Source organism: Kineococcus auxinigenes, assembly GCF_050871525.1.
GTDB lineage: Bacteria > Actinomycetota > Actinomycetes > Actinomycetales > Kineococcaceae > Kineococcus.
Genome location: NZ_JBKBCT010000003.1, coordinates 141245 through 155656, shown reverse-complemented (window position 1 = coordinate 155656; position 14412 = coordinate 141245). Strand labels below are relative to the sequence as shown.

Genomic DNA, 14412 nt, shown 5'->3' with positions numbered 1-14412 from the left:
GGTGCGGATCAACCCACCCGGGCCGCCTCGCGGTGACGGCGGGGTTCGCGCTGCGCGAGGGCGACGACGAGCACGAGGACCAGCAGGACGGCGGCGAGCCCGTCGAAACCGGCACGGGCCAGGACGGGTCCGGCGAGCGCACCCCCGGCGGCTCCGGCGCAACCCATGAGGGAGTCGGACACCCCTTGCAGGCGGGGCCGCTGCACGGGCGTGGCCGCGGAGCTGACCAGCGTGGAACCCGCCACGATCGACGCCGACCACCCCAGCCCCAGCAGGACCAGGCTGACCGTCACCAGCGTCGCGTCCTGCGCGCCCAGCAGGGCCAGCAGCAGGGAGGCCAGGAACAGGACCTGACCCGCGAGGACGACGCTGCGGGCACCGAGACGGTCGCTGAGGGCGCCGAAGACGGGCGAGAGGGCGTACATGCCGGCCACGTGCAGGCTGATCGTCGACCCCACCAGGCTCAGCGAGGCCCCGTGCTCGGTCAGGTGCACCGGGGTCATCGACATCAGGGCGACCATGGTGGCGTGGCTGCCGGCGACGGTGAGCACGGCGCGGCGCGCGGTGGGGTTCGAGCGCAGCACGCTCAACCCGCCGGAGGAGCGCCGCGCACCGGTGCTCGCCGCCGAGGCGCCCGCCCCCGCCCGTGCCGCGGCGGCCTCCGCCGCGATCGCCGTCAGGAGGGGGTCGGGCCGGAGGCCCACCAGGATCACGACGGCACCGAGCGCCTGCGCGCACGCGGAGACGACGAAACCGCCGGTGAGCGGCGGCAGGCCGAGGGCCCGCCCGACGGCCTCACCGGGTTCGAACAGGTTCGGCCCGGTCACCGCACCGATCGTGGTGGCCCAGACCACCAGGGAGAGGTCGCGCCCGCGGGTGTCCGCGTCCGCCAGGTCGGTGGCGGCGAAGCGGGCCTGGAGGTTCAGCGCCTGCGCCGACCCCATGAGCAGGATGCCCGCCAGGAGCAGCAGCAGGCTGCCCAGCACGGCGGCGGAGACGACCAGCACCCCGCCCAGCACGGCGATGGACGCGCCGGTGCTCAGCGAGGTGCGCCGTCCCCGGGTCTGCGCGAGCCGGGCCAGCGGCACCGCGAGCAGGGCCGCGCCCAGGGTGGCCATCGTGGCGGCCATCCCGGACCAGGCCGAGGAGCCGGACACGTCGGTGATGAGCAGCGCGCCCAGGCTGAGGGTGGCGCCGGTGCCCAGCCCGCCCAGGACCTGGCCGGCGGCCAGGACGCGCACGACGCGGCGCTGCAGCTCGCGGCGCTCCGGGGCGCTGCTCCCGGGACTGCCCGGGGTGGTGTTCACGGACACGTGCGGCCTCGGATCGTCTCGTGCTCGGTCGGGGGGCGGAGCCTACGACCCGGCGAAGGCGGCGGGGGCCTCGGCGGCGACCCCCTCGCGCACCGTGCAGGTGAAGCGGTGCGCCCCCGAGGCGACGGTGACCGGGTCCGACCCGTCCGGCAGGTGCACGTCCGCCTGCGTCGACGGCGGCACCACGACCTCCAGGGTGAACGCCTCCCCGTCGAGCGTCCACGACACCGCGGCCCGCCCGTACGGGGTCTCGTGCGCGGTGCGCGCCCGGGTGAGCGCCGGGTTCGGCAGCGGTGCGATCCGCAGCCGGCGGTACCCCGGTGCCGCGGGTGCCAGGCCGCCGACGCGTCGGTGCAGGAAGTCCGCGACGGCGCCGAGGGCGTAGTGGTTGAAGGACGTCATGCTGCCGGGGTTGATGGAGCCGTCCGGGAGCATGGAGTTCCAGCGCTCCCAGATCGTCGTGGCGCCCATCGTCACCGCGTACAGCCACGACGGGCACTCGGTCTGCAGGAGCAGGCGCCACGCGGTGGCGCCGTGGCCGGTGTCGGCGAGGGCGTCGCACACCAGGGGCGTGCCGAGGAAACCGGAACCCACGTGGTACCCGTCGACGGCCACCTGCTGGGCGAGCAGTTCCCCGGCGCGCTCGCGCTGCGCGGTCTCCAGCAGGCCGAAGGCCAGGCCGAGGGCGTGGGCGGTCTGGGAGGGGAAGGCCGCCCGGCCGCTGGGGGTGACGTACTCGGTGCGGAAGCGCTGCGCGACGCGCTCGGCGAGCGCCCCGTACCGCTGCTGCGCGTCGTCCTCACCGAGCACGCGCGCGGTGTCGCGCACGATCTGCGCGGAGCGGGCCAGGTAGGCCGTGGCGACGGCCTGCCACGGCAGCCGGGCCGCCCACGGCTGGTCGTCGGGGGCGGCCGCGTCGAGCCAGTCGCCGAAGGAGAACCCGCCGCTGGCGAAGTCCAGCTCATCGCCGGCGCGCGCGGCGAACGCGTCCACCCACGCGGTCATGGAGGTCCACTGCCGGCGCAGCACCCCGGCGTCGCCGGAGCGTTCGTACAGCGTCCAGGGCACCACGGTGGCGGCGTCGCCCCACCCGGCCTCGGCGCCCAGCGGCGGCAGGTTCGGGTCGACGTCGGCCCACGGCACGTAGACGGGGACGTTGCCGTCGGGGTGCTGGTCGGCCGCCAGGTCCGCCAGCCAGCCGGTGAGCATGCCGGTGGTGTCGTACAGGTACGCCGCCGTCGGGGCGAACACCTGCAGGTCGCCGGTCCAGCCGAGGCGCTCGTCGCGCTGCGGGCAGTCGGTGGGGACGTCGACGAAGTTGCCGCGCATGCTCCACACGACGTTCTCGTGCAGACGGTTCAGCAGCGGGTCGGAGGTCTCGAACTCACCGAGGCGGCGCATGTCGGTGTGCACGACGACGGCTTCGAGGGCATCCACCGTCAGCTCGCCCGGCCAGCCGGTGACCTCGGCGTAGCGGAAGCCGTGCAGGGTGAACTCCGGTTCCCACGTGAACTCCCGGCCGTCGAGGACGACCTCGTCGGTGGCCCGGGCGGCCCGCAGCGGGCGCACGCCGAGCTCACCGTGCTCGAGCACCTCGGCGTGGCGCAGGGTGATGACGCTGCCGGGTTCCCCGGCGGGCACGCGCACGCGCAGGCGCCCCACGAGGTTCTGGCCGAAGTCGACGATCGTGCGCCCCGAGGGCGACGTGGTGATCCCCACCGCTCGCAGGCTCCCCTGCCGGCGCACGGGCGGGCCGTCGGGCGCCACGAGCGTGGACGTGTCGAGGGGGACCTCCGTCACGGTGTCCCAGCCGGTGTCGTCGAAACCGGGGGCGCTCCAGCCCTCCGGGCGGCGCCGGGCGTCGAAGGTCTCGCCCGTGTAGAGGTCCGCGCGCGTGACGGGACCGAGGGTCGAGCGCCACGAGGAGTCGGTGCCCACCACGGTGCGGGTTCCGTCGGCGTGCTCGACCTCGAGCTGGACGAGGGCCGCCGTCGTGTCGCCGTAGACGTCGCGCAGCCCCGCGAAGCCGAGGTAGCCGCGCCACCAGCCGTCGGCCAGGTGCACCCCGAGGGCGTTGCGGCCCTCGCGCACGAGGTCGGTGACGTCCCAGGTGCGGTAGCGCAGGCGGGTGGCGTAGCTCGTCCACCCCGGGTGCAGCACGTCCTCACCCACCGGGGCGCCGTTGAGGTGCAGCGTCATCACGCCGTGGGCGGTGGCGCGCAGCCGGGCGCGCACCACGCCGCCGGGGACGTCGGCCTCACCGCGCAGCAGGACCGCGGGCTCGCCGCCCTCGCCCGTCGCCGGCAGCGCCGGGGCCACCGCTCGCGCGCTCCACAGGCCCGCGTCCAGCAGCCCGGTCTCCAGCACGGTCGGCTCGCTCCACGCCGAGGGCCCCCCCGCCGGCCCCCACACGCGCACGCGCACCGATCGCCGCTCGCGGCTGCCCAGCGGGGCGGCCGGCCAGGGCACCAGCACCTGCTCGGTGCTCTCGACGCGGCCGGTGCGCGACGGCTCGCCCGGGCCGTCGAGGTCGGTCACCTCGATCTCGTGACCGTGCTGCACCCAGCCGGGCTCGTCGGCGTCGACGACCCAGGACAGGCGCGGTCGGTCCTGGCCGATGCCGAAGGGTTCGCGGTGGTGCTCGACGGTGATGGGGCGGACGGTCGTGTTCACGCGTCTCCAGGTGTGGTGGGGGTTCCGTCGGCGATGCGGGTGGAGCGCTCGGTGGAGCAGCCGCGAGGCCCTGCGACGCGGCCAAGCTAGCAGGATCTGCGCGAAAATATTGACCCCTTCAGTTTTTGCGTCTAGCGTCCCCGCCAGCCCCCGGAGACGGGGCGTCAACGTCGACACCCGCCGCCGCGAGGCGGCCCCACCTGGCGAGGAAGCCCATGGACCTGACCTCCGACTCCGCCACCACGGCGCCGCACGCCGTCGACGGGGCACCGCTCCACGCATCGCCCGTGCTGCCGCCGCACCCGGGGGCCTCCACCCCCACCGCCCCCCTGCCGCGCGGGTTCGTCCTGCTCCTCGTGCTCGCCGCGGTCGGGGCGGGTGCGGCCCAGATGTCCGCGGCCCTGCTCACGCTGACCCTGAAGGCCACCGCCCTCGACGCCGCGAGCGCGGCGACGATCATCTCCCTGTCCAGCGGCATCGCCGGGATCCTCACCCTCCTCGCCCTGCCGACGATCGGGACGCTCAGCGACCGCTCGCGCTCCCGGTTCGGCCGCCGCCGGCCCTACCTCGTCGCCGGGGCGGCCTCGTTCGCCCTGGGCGGCACGCTGCTCGTCACCGCACCGAACGTGCCGCTGTTCGTGGCGGCGCACCTGCTCATCACGCTCGGGTTCATCGCGGCCGGCGTGACGACGACGGCGCTGCTCGCCGACCGGCTGCCGGCCGATCGCCGGGGGCCGACGGCCGCGTTCCTCAGCCTGGCCACCCCGATGGGCGCCCTGCTCGGCATGGCCGTGGCGCAGCCGTTCGGCGGGGACCTGGCCCCCATCGTCGCGGTCCCGACCGCGTTGGCCGTCGTCGCGATGCTCCTGCTCGCCGCCGTCCTGCGCGAGGAGCGCTCCACGCAGCCGCGCACTCCGCTGCGGCTGCGCGAGGTCGTCGGCATCTTCTGGGTGAACCCGCTGCGCTTCCCCGACTTCGCGCTCGTCTTCAGCAGCCGCCTGCTCGTCTTCTGCGGCGTGGCCGCCCTCAACGGCTTCCAGGCCCTCTACCTGCTGCAGCACCTGCACCTCGAACCGGCCCAGCTCAGCGGGGCGATCCTGCTCACGGTCGTGGTGAACTGCGGCCTGTCCCTGCTCGTCGCCCCGGCGGTCGGCAAGCTCAGCGACCGGCTGAACGTGCGCCGCCCGTTCATCCTCGTGGCCGCCCTCGTCCTGGCCACCGGCCTCGTCGTGGCCACGCGAGCGACGAGCCTGCCGTCCTACCTCGTCGCGTGCGCCGTCATCGCCCTCGGCCAGGGCGTCTACTTCGCCGTGGAACTGGCCCTGGCCACCCGCGTGCTGCCCGACCCGCAGAACCCGGCCAAGGACCTGGCCCTCATCAAGGTCGCCGACAACCTGCCGGTCACCCTCGTCGCCGCCGCGGCCCCGGCGCTGCTGGCGATCGGCGGCGGTGGCAACTACGCCGCCCTGTTCCTGGCCGGCGCGGTGTGCGCGGCCGTCGGCGGATTCCTCATCCTGTTCATCCGCGGTGCCCGTTGACCGCCCCACGACCAGAACCGCACCGAGGAGAGCACGAAGTGAACCCGTTCCCCGACGACTTCCTGTGGGGCGTTGCCACCGCCGGGCACCAGGGCGAGGGCGACAACGTCCACAGCGACACCTGGTTCCTGGAGCACACGACCCCCACGCTCTTCGCCGAACCCAGCGGACCGGCCTGCCGCACCCTGCGGATGTGGCCCGCGGACCTCGACCTCGTCGCAGGGCTGGGCCTGAACGCCTACCGGTTCTCGGTGGAGTGGGCGCGGGTGGAGCCGGTGCGCGGCGAGGTGGACGGCTCCGCGCTGGACCACTACGAGCGCCTGGTCGACGGCTGCCTCGAGCGCGGCCTGGCGCCCGTGGTCACCTTCAGCCACTTCACGGCCCCGCACTGGTTCTCCGCGGCGGGCTCCTGGCTCGCCGACGACGCCGCGGACCGGTTCGCCGCGCAGTGCGAGCGCGTCACGGCCCGCCTGGGCGACCGGATCACCTCCGCCGTCACCTTGAACGAGCCGAACCTGGAGCAGCTGCTGCAGGCCGGCGGCAAGCTGCCCCCGCAGGCCGAGCAGCTCAAGCGCGACATGCTCGCCGCCGCCGCCCGCGCCGCGGGCACGCAGCGGTACTTCGCCGCCAACGTCATCCCCTCCGACGCGCAGGACGCGTTCCAGGAGGCGACGACCCGCGCCCACCGGACGGCGCGCGCGGCCGTCAAGGCCCTGCGCCCGGACCTGCCCGTCGGCGTCTCGATCGCCATCGCCGACGAGGTCGCGCTGCCCGGCGGGGAGGAGCACCGCGACGCCAGGCGCGCCGCCGTGTACGACCACTGGCTGCGGGTGGCGCGCGAGGACGACTTCATCGGCGTGCAGAACTACGAGCGCGTGCTGCACGGCCCCGACGGCGAGGTGCTGCCGGACGGGCCCCGCAACGGCATGGGCACCGCCATCGAGCCCGCGTCGCTGGCCGGGGCCGTGCGCTACGCGCACCAGGTGTCCGGCGTCCCCGTGCTCGTCACGGAGCACGGCATCCAGACCGACGACGACACCCAGCGCGCCGCCTTCATCCCCGCCGCCCTGGAGCACCTCGGCGCGGAACTCGCCGCGGGCACGCCCGTGCTCGGGTACTGCCACTGGACGCTGCTGGACAACTTCGAGTGGATCTTCGGCTACGGGCCGAAGCTCGGTCTGGTCGCGGTGGACCGGGCGACGTTCGCCCGCACCCCGAAGCCCAGCGCCACCGCGTACTCGGAGGCGGTTCGCGCCCACCGCCCCGTCGTGGTCGGCTGACGCCGGCTCGAGGCGCTCGCGGCGCCCGGGTGGTGGCTCATCAGGAGCCACCGCCCGGGCGCTCGGCTACTTCACGGTGATGCTGCCCACGAGGTCGACGTCGGCGGCGGAGCGCCCGACGTAGACGGGGACCTCACCGGTCGGGGTGACCCACCGGTCGGCGTCCTCGTCCCAGTACGAGAAGGCTCGGCGGTCCAGTTCGATGCGGACCTCGCGCTTCTCCCCCGGCCGCAGGGCGACCTTCGCGAAACCGGCCAGCGCCTTCTCCGGCGTCTCCACCGCACCGGTGGGCAGGTGGCCGACGTACACCTGCACCACGTCGGAACCGGCGCGCTGGCCCGTGTTGCGGACCCGCACGCGGACGGACGCGGTCTCGTCCTCGCCCTTGCGCGTGTCGAGCTTGCCGGTGCGCAACTGACGGTGCTCGAAGGTCGTGTAGGACAGGCCGTGACCGAACGGGAAGAGGGGCTCCTCGTCCTGCTGGTCGTACCACTTGTAGCCGACGTGGATGCCCTCGTCGTACTCGACGGCGGCACCGGTGTCGTGAGTGGGGCCCTGGCCCTCGGTGGCGGGGAACGTCACGGGCAGGCGCCCGCCGGGGTCCGCGTCGCCGTACAGCACGTCGGCGGTGGCGGTCCCGACGGCCGCCCCCTGGTACCAGCTCTGCACGACACCCTCGACGTCGTCCAGCCACGGCATCAGCACGGGCCCGGGGGTGTTCAGGACGACGATCGTGCGGGGGTTCACCGCGGCGACGGCCTCGATCAGCGCGTCCTGGTCGCCGGGCAGGCGCAGGCCCAGCCGGTCGACCGCTTCACCGGTGAGCTCGTTGACGACCACGACCGCGGTCTCGGCCTGCTTCGCCGCCTCCACCGCGGCCGGGATGAGCGGTTCCGGCTGCCAGCCGAGCGTCAGGCGCGGACCGAAGAAGCCGGCCTCGCGGGTCGAGTACTCCACCGTGATGGGCACCGGTTCCCCTTCGGTGAGCGGGACGGTGCCGCCCAGGGTGTACTCCTGCGGGGCGAAGAAGAAGTCCCAGATGAACCGCGACCCGTCGAAGACCGTCTCGCCGCCGATCGTCACCTTCGCCGACCCGGACAGCAGCGAGGAGAAGCGCGCGAGGCCGGTGGCCGTCGGGGTGATCGTGCCGCTGAAGCGGGCCGACCACTGCGCCGGCAGGCCCTCGACGGGGGCCGCACCGCTGAAGTCGACGTTCGGGGTGGTCGTGGTCGCGACGGGCGCGCCCTGGAAGTCGGGGTTCGCGAAGAACTCGGCCCGCAGGCCCTCTTGACCGCCGGGTGCGGTGAAGGCGGACCCGGGCACGGTGGGCAGCGTGACGTCGCCGAGAGAACCCTGGGAGACCGTCGTGCGCTCAGCGCCGGCCTTGGTCCGCACGGCCTCGGCGAGCGTGGTGAAGTCGCCCGGGTCCACGTAGGAGGAACCCTCGATCCCGGTGATCGCGTCGCTGCCCGCGGGACCGATGACGGCGACGCTGTCCTGCTTGGACAGCGGCAGCGCCCCGGAGTTCTTCAGCAGGACGCTGGCGGCGGCGCCGGTCTCCCGGGCGAGCCGCTGGTGCTCGTCCGTGGTGACGACGTCCGGGATCGTGGCCGGCAGCGGGTTGTCGTAGGCACCCGAGTCGAACAGGGCGACGAGGATGCGGCGGGCGGCGTCGTTCGTCCGCTCCTCGGGGATCCGGCCGTCGAGGAACGCCTCGCGGGGCATGCCCGGGAACAGCGATTGCGAGTCGACGCCCGCGTTGATGCCCGCCACGGGATCGGTGCGGGGGTTGAAGTCTGTCGCCACGTACCCCTCGAGTCCGAGGTCCTCCTTGAGGTCGCTGAGGAGTTCCTCGTTCTGGCAGACGTACTCACCGTTCACCTTCGGGTACGCGCACATGACCGAGTCGGCACCGCCCTCGCGGATCGCCTTCTCGAACGCCGGGTAGTGCACCTCGCGCAGCGCCCGCTCGGAGACGTCGACCGCCAGGGTCTCGCGCGGGCCGCTCTCCTGGTTGTACACGGTGTAGTGCTTGAGCATGGCGATGACGTCGTTCTCCTCGAGGCCGCGGGACACCGCGGCGCCCATCTCGCCGTTGACGAGGGTGTCCTCGCCGTACCCCTCGGCGGCGCGGCCGGACAGGCCGTTGCGGTCCACGTCCACGGTGGGGCCGAGCACGACGTTCCAGCCCTTCGCGCGGGCCTCGGCGCCGACCGCGCGGCCGTAGCGCTCGGCCAGCTCGGTGTCGAACGTGGCCCCCAGGGCGTTCGGGGCGGGGAAGGCCGTCACCCCGGTGTCCCCGCGCAACCCGCCGGAGGCGTCCACGCGCCGCATCTGCGGGATCCCGAGGTGCGCCAGCGGGTCGAAGTCCTCGTCGTTCGTCGCGAGGATCAGGGTGACCTTCTCGTCCATCGTCATGGCGCTCAGCAGCGCGTCCGCGCGCCACGCGGGGGAGCGCGATGCGTCGCGCCAGGGCTGGGCCTGCTCGCCCGGGCGCGCCGTGGCGGCCGGCCCGGAAGCCGACGACGCCGCCTGGGCGCCGACGCAGGGGGTGAGGACGGCGGCGGCGCACAGGGCCGCGGCAGCGGCCCGGCGTCGGGCGGCGTGGTGGGTCGTCACGGCAGTTCCTCCTCGAACCGGGGGGAGGCGAGGAGCCGTCGAGGGCTCCGTCGCCGCATCGGACGGCGGTGAGGCTTGAAGCGCTTCAGATCGCCGTGCGACGAGTCAACCGCAAACCCACAGCGACGGCAAGGGTCGAAACCCGTCACCGTCGTCGCGCGCCGGCCCTCCCCGTCGGGGACGCACGCGGGTGGCACTGCGGCGGCGGTGACGTTGACGGCGCCGTCGTGCTGGAGCGTCTGAGCGCGGGGTTCGGGGGGTCAGCCCCCGGCACTCCCGGGTTGTGCGGCCCGGCGTGCGGGCAGGCCGCGGTCGCTGGTGCGTCGCGCCAGGAGCGCCGGCTGCAGCACCACCCGCTGGTGCTCGTGCCCGGGGCCGTCGCCGTCCTCCCGCAGGAGCAGTTCGGTGGCGCACCGGCCCATCTCCCGCTGCGGCTGCGACACCGTGCTGAGCGAGACGGCGGCCGAGCGGGTGAACGGCATGTCGTCGTACCCGACGACCGCCACCTGCCGCGGGACCGCCAGGCCGCGCTGCGCGCACTCCGCCATGACCTCCAGCGCGATGAGGTCGTTGGCGCACGCGACCGCGGTCGGTCGCCGCCGGGCCGGCGCGTCCAGCAGTTCCCCGAGCGCCGGCAACCCACCACCGGGCTGCCACCCGGAGACGTCGACCGCTCGCACGTCGGCCCCCGGCAGCATCTCCGCCAGTCCCGCGAACCGCTCGTGCACGTGGTGCGCCGACAGAGGCGCCCCGGCGAAGACGACGCGCCGGTGACCCGCCGCGGCCAGGTGGGCACCCACCTGGCGGCCACCGGCACGCTCGTCGATGGAGACCGAGCAGAACGGGTGCTCGCTGAACACGGGACCGACGAGCACCAGCGGCGTCCCCCGCTCCTGCAGCGCCCGCACCCCCTCCAGCGACGCGTCGACGGCGGGGCTGAGGAGCACTCCGCGGACCCGGCGCTGCTCCAGCGTCTCGAGCTGCCGGTGCTCTCGCTGCACGTCGTGCTCGCTGCTGGTGACCATGACCTCGAGCCCGTGCAGGGCCGCCGCCTGCTGGGCGCCGTGGACGACGTCGAGGAAGAAGGGGTCGGTGATGGTGGGCAGCACCACGGCGATGAGCTCGCTGCGGCCCCGCAGCGCCAGTTGCCGCGCGGGCTCGTTGCGCACGTACCCGAGCTGCCGCATGGCCCCTCGCACCCGCTCGGCCGTCTCGGAGGAGACGAGCTCGGGGTGGTTGAGGACGTGGCTGACGGTGCCGACGGAGACGCCGGCCAGCCGGGCGACGTCCTTGATCCCCGTGCGCATGCGACCTCCGTGCCCCGACGCGCAGAAGCGGCCACTATGCCACTGCTGCGCGCCGGGAGCCGCGCTCACCCCACCGGATCGACCGCGAGGGCCCCGCTGGTGAACCGGTGGCTGCCCGGCAGGACCCGCTGCGTGGTGCCGTCCGGCAGCACGAGGCGGCCGGTGGCGCCCGTGGGCACCTGCACCGTCACCGCGAACTCCCCGTCCTGCAGCGTCCACTCGATCGCGGCGGTGCCGTAGGGGGTGAGGTGCCGGGCGGAGGCGGAGGTCAGTCCGCCGCCGGGCCGGGGGTGGAAGAGGATCGAGCGGTAGCCGGGCTCGTCGGGCGCCAGCCCGGCCACGACGCGGTGCAGCCAGTCGGCGACCGCCCCGAGGGCGTAGTGGTTGAAGGAGGTCATCTCCCCGGGGTTGACGGTGCCGTCCGGGAGCATGGAGTCCCAGCGCTCCCAGATCGTCGTGGCACCCATCCCCACCGGGTACAGCCACGAGGGACAGCCGCGCTCCAGCAGCAGCAGGTACGCCTCCTCCAGGTGCCCGGTCTGGGTCAGGGCGTCGCAGATGACCGGGGTGCCGGCGAAACCGGTGGCGATGCGCCCGCCGGCCTCGCGCACCAGTTCCGCGAGCCGCTCGCCGGCGACCCGCTGCTGCTCCCCCGACAGGAGCCCGAAGCGGATCGCCAGCGCGTAGGCCGTCTGCGCGTCGGAGCTGAGCCGGCCGTCCGCGCGCAGGTGCTCGGCGAGGAAGGCGTCGCGGACCTCGTCGGCCAGCACCGCGTAGCGCTGCGCGTCGGCGTCGCGGCCGAGGACGCGCGCGGTCTCGGCCAGGTGGCGGGCGGACCAGGCGAAGTACGCGGTGGCCACGAGGTAGCGGTCGGTGCGGGCGTCGGCCGGCGACTCGGGCGGGGCGGCCGGGTCCAGCCAGTCCCCCAGCTGGACGCCGCTGTTCCACAGCCGGCCCGGCCCGGCGAGGCGTTCCACCAGGTCGACCCAGCGCCGGGCGCTGTCGTACTGCGCGGCGAGCACCCCGGTGTCCCCGGTCCGCTCGTACAGGGTCCAGGGCGTGAGCACCGCGACGTCGCCCCAGACCGCGCCGGGCTTCGGCGGGGTCCAGAAGTCCCCGGGGATGACGGGCACGTACCAGGGCACGGTGCCGTCCTCGAGCTGCTCCGCCTCGACGTCGCGCAACCAGGACGCGAGGAAGCCGCTGACGTCGTAGAGGAACGCGGCGGTGGGGGCGAAGACCTGGATGTCGCCCGTCCAGCCGAGGCGCTCGTCGCGCTGGGGGCAGTCGGTGGGGATGTCCACGAAGTTGGAGCGCATGCTCCACACCACGTTCTCGTGCAGGCGCTCCACCAGCGGGTCCGAGCAGGAGAACTCCCCGGTGCGCTCCAGGTCCGAGTGCAGCACCCGGAAGACGACGTCACCGGGCTCGATCGTCTCCGCCGGCCAGCCCTCCACCTGCGCGTAGCGGAAGCCGTGGATCGTGAACGCGGGTTCCCACTCCTCCACCCCCGTCCCGGCGGAGGTGTACGTGTCGCGCGACTCCGCACCCCGCAGCGGGCGGGTGTACAGCTCCCCGTCCTGCAGGACCTCGGCGTGGGTGAGCGTCACGGTCCGGCCCTCCTCCGCGCGCACCCGGATCCGCAGCCGGCCCGCGGCGTTCTGGCCGAAGTCGAGCAGGAAGCGCCCGTCGCCCTTCGCCTCCACGCTGACGGGCAGCAGCTCCTCGGTGCAGCGGATCGGGGGGCCCTGCGGGGCGACGAAGCGCTCGGCGCCGGCCGGTGCGGTGCGCACCGGGCTCCACCCGCGCTCGTCGAAACCGGGCTCGGACCACCCGCGCGGCAGGGCACGGGCGTCGTGGTGCTCCCCCTCGTACAGGCCGGCGAAGAGGATCGGGCCGAACCCGGCGCGCCACTCCCCGTCCGTGTCGATCACCTGCTCGCTGCCGTCCTCGAAGACGACGTGCAACTGCGCGATCAGGGCCAGGTCGGTGCCGTAGAGGTTGCGGTGGCCACCGTGGAAACCGAGCCTGCCGCGGTACCAGCCGTCGGCGAGCCAGGAACCGATCGCGTTGGCACCGGTCCGCAACAGGTCGGTGACGTCGTGGGTGGAACACCGGAGCCGCTCGCCGTAGACGGTCCAGCCGGGCGCCAGCTCGTCCGTGCCGACGCGGCGGCCGTTGACCTCCAGGCGGAAGACGCCGTGCGCCGTGGCGTGCAGGCGCGCGGAACGGACGGGGCGGTCCAGCGAGAACTCGCGGCGCAGCAGCGGGGGCCGGCGGTCGGAGTCGGGTTCCTCCTCCCACGCCGGGCTGACCGCCAGCGCGGTCCAGTCCTGCGGGCGCAGCAGGCCGGCCTCCACGGGGGCCGGCGCGGACCAGGACGAGGGGTCCTGCTCACCCTCGCCCCACACCCGCACCCGCACGCTCGCCGCCTCGCGGGAACGCAGCGGCTCCCACGGCCAGGCCACCAGGACGGAGTCGGGCGAGCGGACGAGGCCGGTGCTGGCCACCGCGCCGTCGCGGGTGACCTCCAGCTCGTAGCCGGCCGGCACCCACCCGGGAGGGGCGGTGGTGCGCCAGGAGATCCGGGGCGCGGCCTCACCGATGCCCAGGGCTTCGCGGTGGTGCTCGAACGTCGGGCTGGCGGGAACGGCGCTCATGCGCTTCGGGTCCTCACGTGTGTCTGGGTAGGGGCCGAGCGGTGGCCGGCTCCGGCCGCCGCTCGGCGGGGTCTGTCAGCCCTTGACGGCGCCGGAGGTCATGCCGGCGACGATCTGGCGGTTGAAGAACAAGTACAGCACCAACGGCGGGATCGTGATCAGCAAGATGTCCATGAACAACAGGTTGTAGCTGGACAGGTTCTGGCTCTGGAAGTTGAACAACGTCAACTGCACCGTCGCGCCCGCGTCGCCGGGCAGGAAGTACAACGGCGTCTGGAAGTCGTTGAACACCGCCACCGACTGCACCAGCACCACCGTGACCAGCACCGGGCGCAACAGGGGCAGGATCACCCGGAAGAACAGGCGCAACGGCCCGGCACCGTCCAGGACCGCCGCCTCGTCCAGCTCGCGCGGGATCGTGGAGATGAACGCCCTGAACAGCAGGATCGTGAAGGAGATCCCGAACGCGACCTCCACCAGGATCAACCCCGGCATCGTGGCGAACAGCCCCAGCCGCTGCAGCACCCAGATCGTCGGCACCACCGCCGGCGGCATGATCAACCCCGCCAGCACCAGGAAGTTGATCACCCCGGTCCACCGGCTGGCGCGGCGCTGCAGCACGAACGCGACCATCGAGCCGAGCACCACCATCAACGTGACACTGGCCACCGTCAGCACGAAGGAGTTGATGAACGCGATGATCAGGATGTAGTCGCGCGTCTGGACCACGTCCACCAGGTTCTGCCAGCCCTGGAACTGCCGTGGCCACGCGAAGCGGAACTCACTGGCCTGCTGCGTGTCCATCACCGCCACCAGAGCGATGAACACGAACGGCACGATGAAGACCACGGCACTGACCACGATCGCCAGGGCACCGACCCCGTAGCGGTACCACGCCGAGCGCGCACCCCCCACGCGCCCACCACCGGGCGGTGGGCCCTGCGGATCGACACCAGCACCGGCACCGGCACCGGCGCCCTTGCCGCGCCACGACTTCGGGTTCAACGCCCCGGCGGGGCTGA

8 protein-coding genes are annotated in these 14412 nt (G+C 74.0%); 2 read left to right on the top strand and 6 right to left on the bottom strand.

The window, feature by feature from the left end; all coding sequences use genetic code 11:
- Positions 1-8 precede the first annotated feature (8 nt).
- Positions 9-1313, bottom strand: coding sequence for an MFS transporter (locus ACRYR9_RS02555; RefSeq protein WP_432492570.1), 1305 nt, complete (start codon positions 1311-1313; stop codon positions 9-11).
- A 42-nt stretch (positions 1314-1355) separates the two neighbouring features.
- Entirely contained in the window at positions 1356-3986 is a 2631-nt protein-coding gene (locus tag ACRYR9_RS02550; protein WP_432492568.1) for an alpha-L-rhamnosidase, read from the bottom strand.
- A 215-nt stretch (positions 3987-4201) separates the two neighbouring features.
- Here ACRYR9_RS02550 and ACRYR9_RS02545 point away from each other — a divergent pair, with 215 nt between their 5' ends.
- Positions 4202-5524: an MFS transporter gene (locus tag ACRYR9_RS02545; RefSeq protein ID WP_432492566.1), complete on the top strand. Its 1323-nt coding sequence runs from the start codon at positions 4202-4204 to the stop codon at positions 5522-5524.
- Positions 5525-5562: 38 nt separating this feature from the next.
- Positions 5563-6804: a family 1 glycosylhydrolase gene (locus ACRYR9_RS02540; RefSeq protein ID WP_432492564.1), complete on the top strand. Its 1242-nt coding sequence runs from the start codon at positions 5563-5565 to the stop codon at positions 6802-6804.
- Between the two features lie 66 nt (positions 6805-6870).
- On the opposite strand, the gene ACRYR9_RS02535 is transcribed toward ACRYR9_RS02540, so the two are convergent.
- From ACRYR9_RS02535 to ACRYR9_RS02520, 4 genes are all read right to left on the bottom strand, one after another.
- On the bottom strand, positions 6871-9423 hold the full coding sequence (locus tag ACRYR9_RS02535) for a beta-glucosidase (RefSeq protein WP_432492562.1): 2553 nt from the start codon (positions 9421-9423) through the stop codon (positions 6871-6873).
- A gap of 260 nt (positions 9424-9683) precedes the next feature.
- Entirely contained in the window at positions 9684-10730 is a 1047-nt protein-coding gene (locus tag ACRYR9_RS02530; RefSeq protein ID WP_432492560.1) for a LacI family DNA-binding transcriptional regulator, read from the bottom strand.
- 65 nt (positions 10731-10795) lie between these two features.
- Positions 10796-13390 (bottom strand): family 78 glycoside hydrolase catalytic domain, encoded by a 2595-nt coding sequence (locus tag ACRYR9_RS02525; RefSeq protein ID WP_432492558.1) that lies wholly within the window; start codon positions 13388-13390, stop codon positions 10796-10798.
- Positions 13391-13465: 75 nt separating this feature from the next.
- Positions 13466-14305 (bottom strand): carbohydrate ABC transporter permease, encoded by an 840-nt coding sequence (locus tag ACRYR9_RS02520; protein WP_432492658.1) that lies wholly within the window; start codon positions 14303-14305, stop codon positions 13466-13468.
- Positions 14306-14412 lie beyond the last annotated feature (107 nt).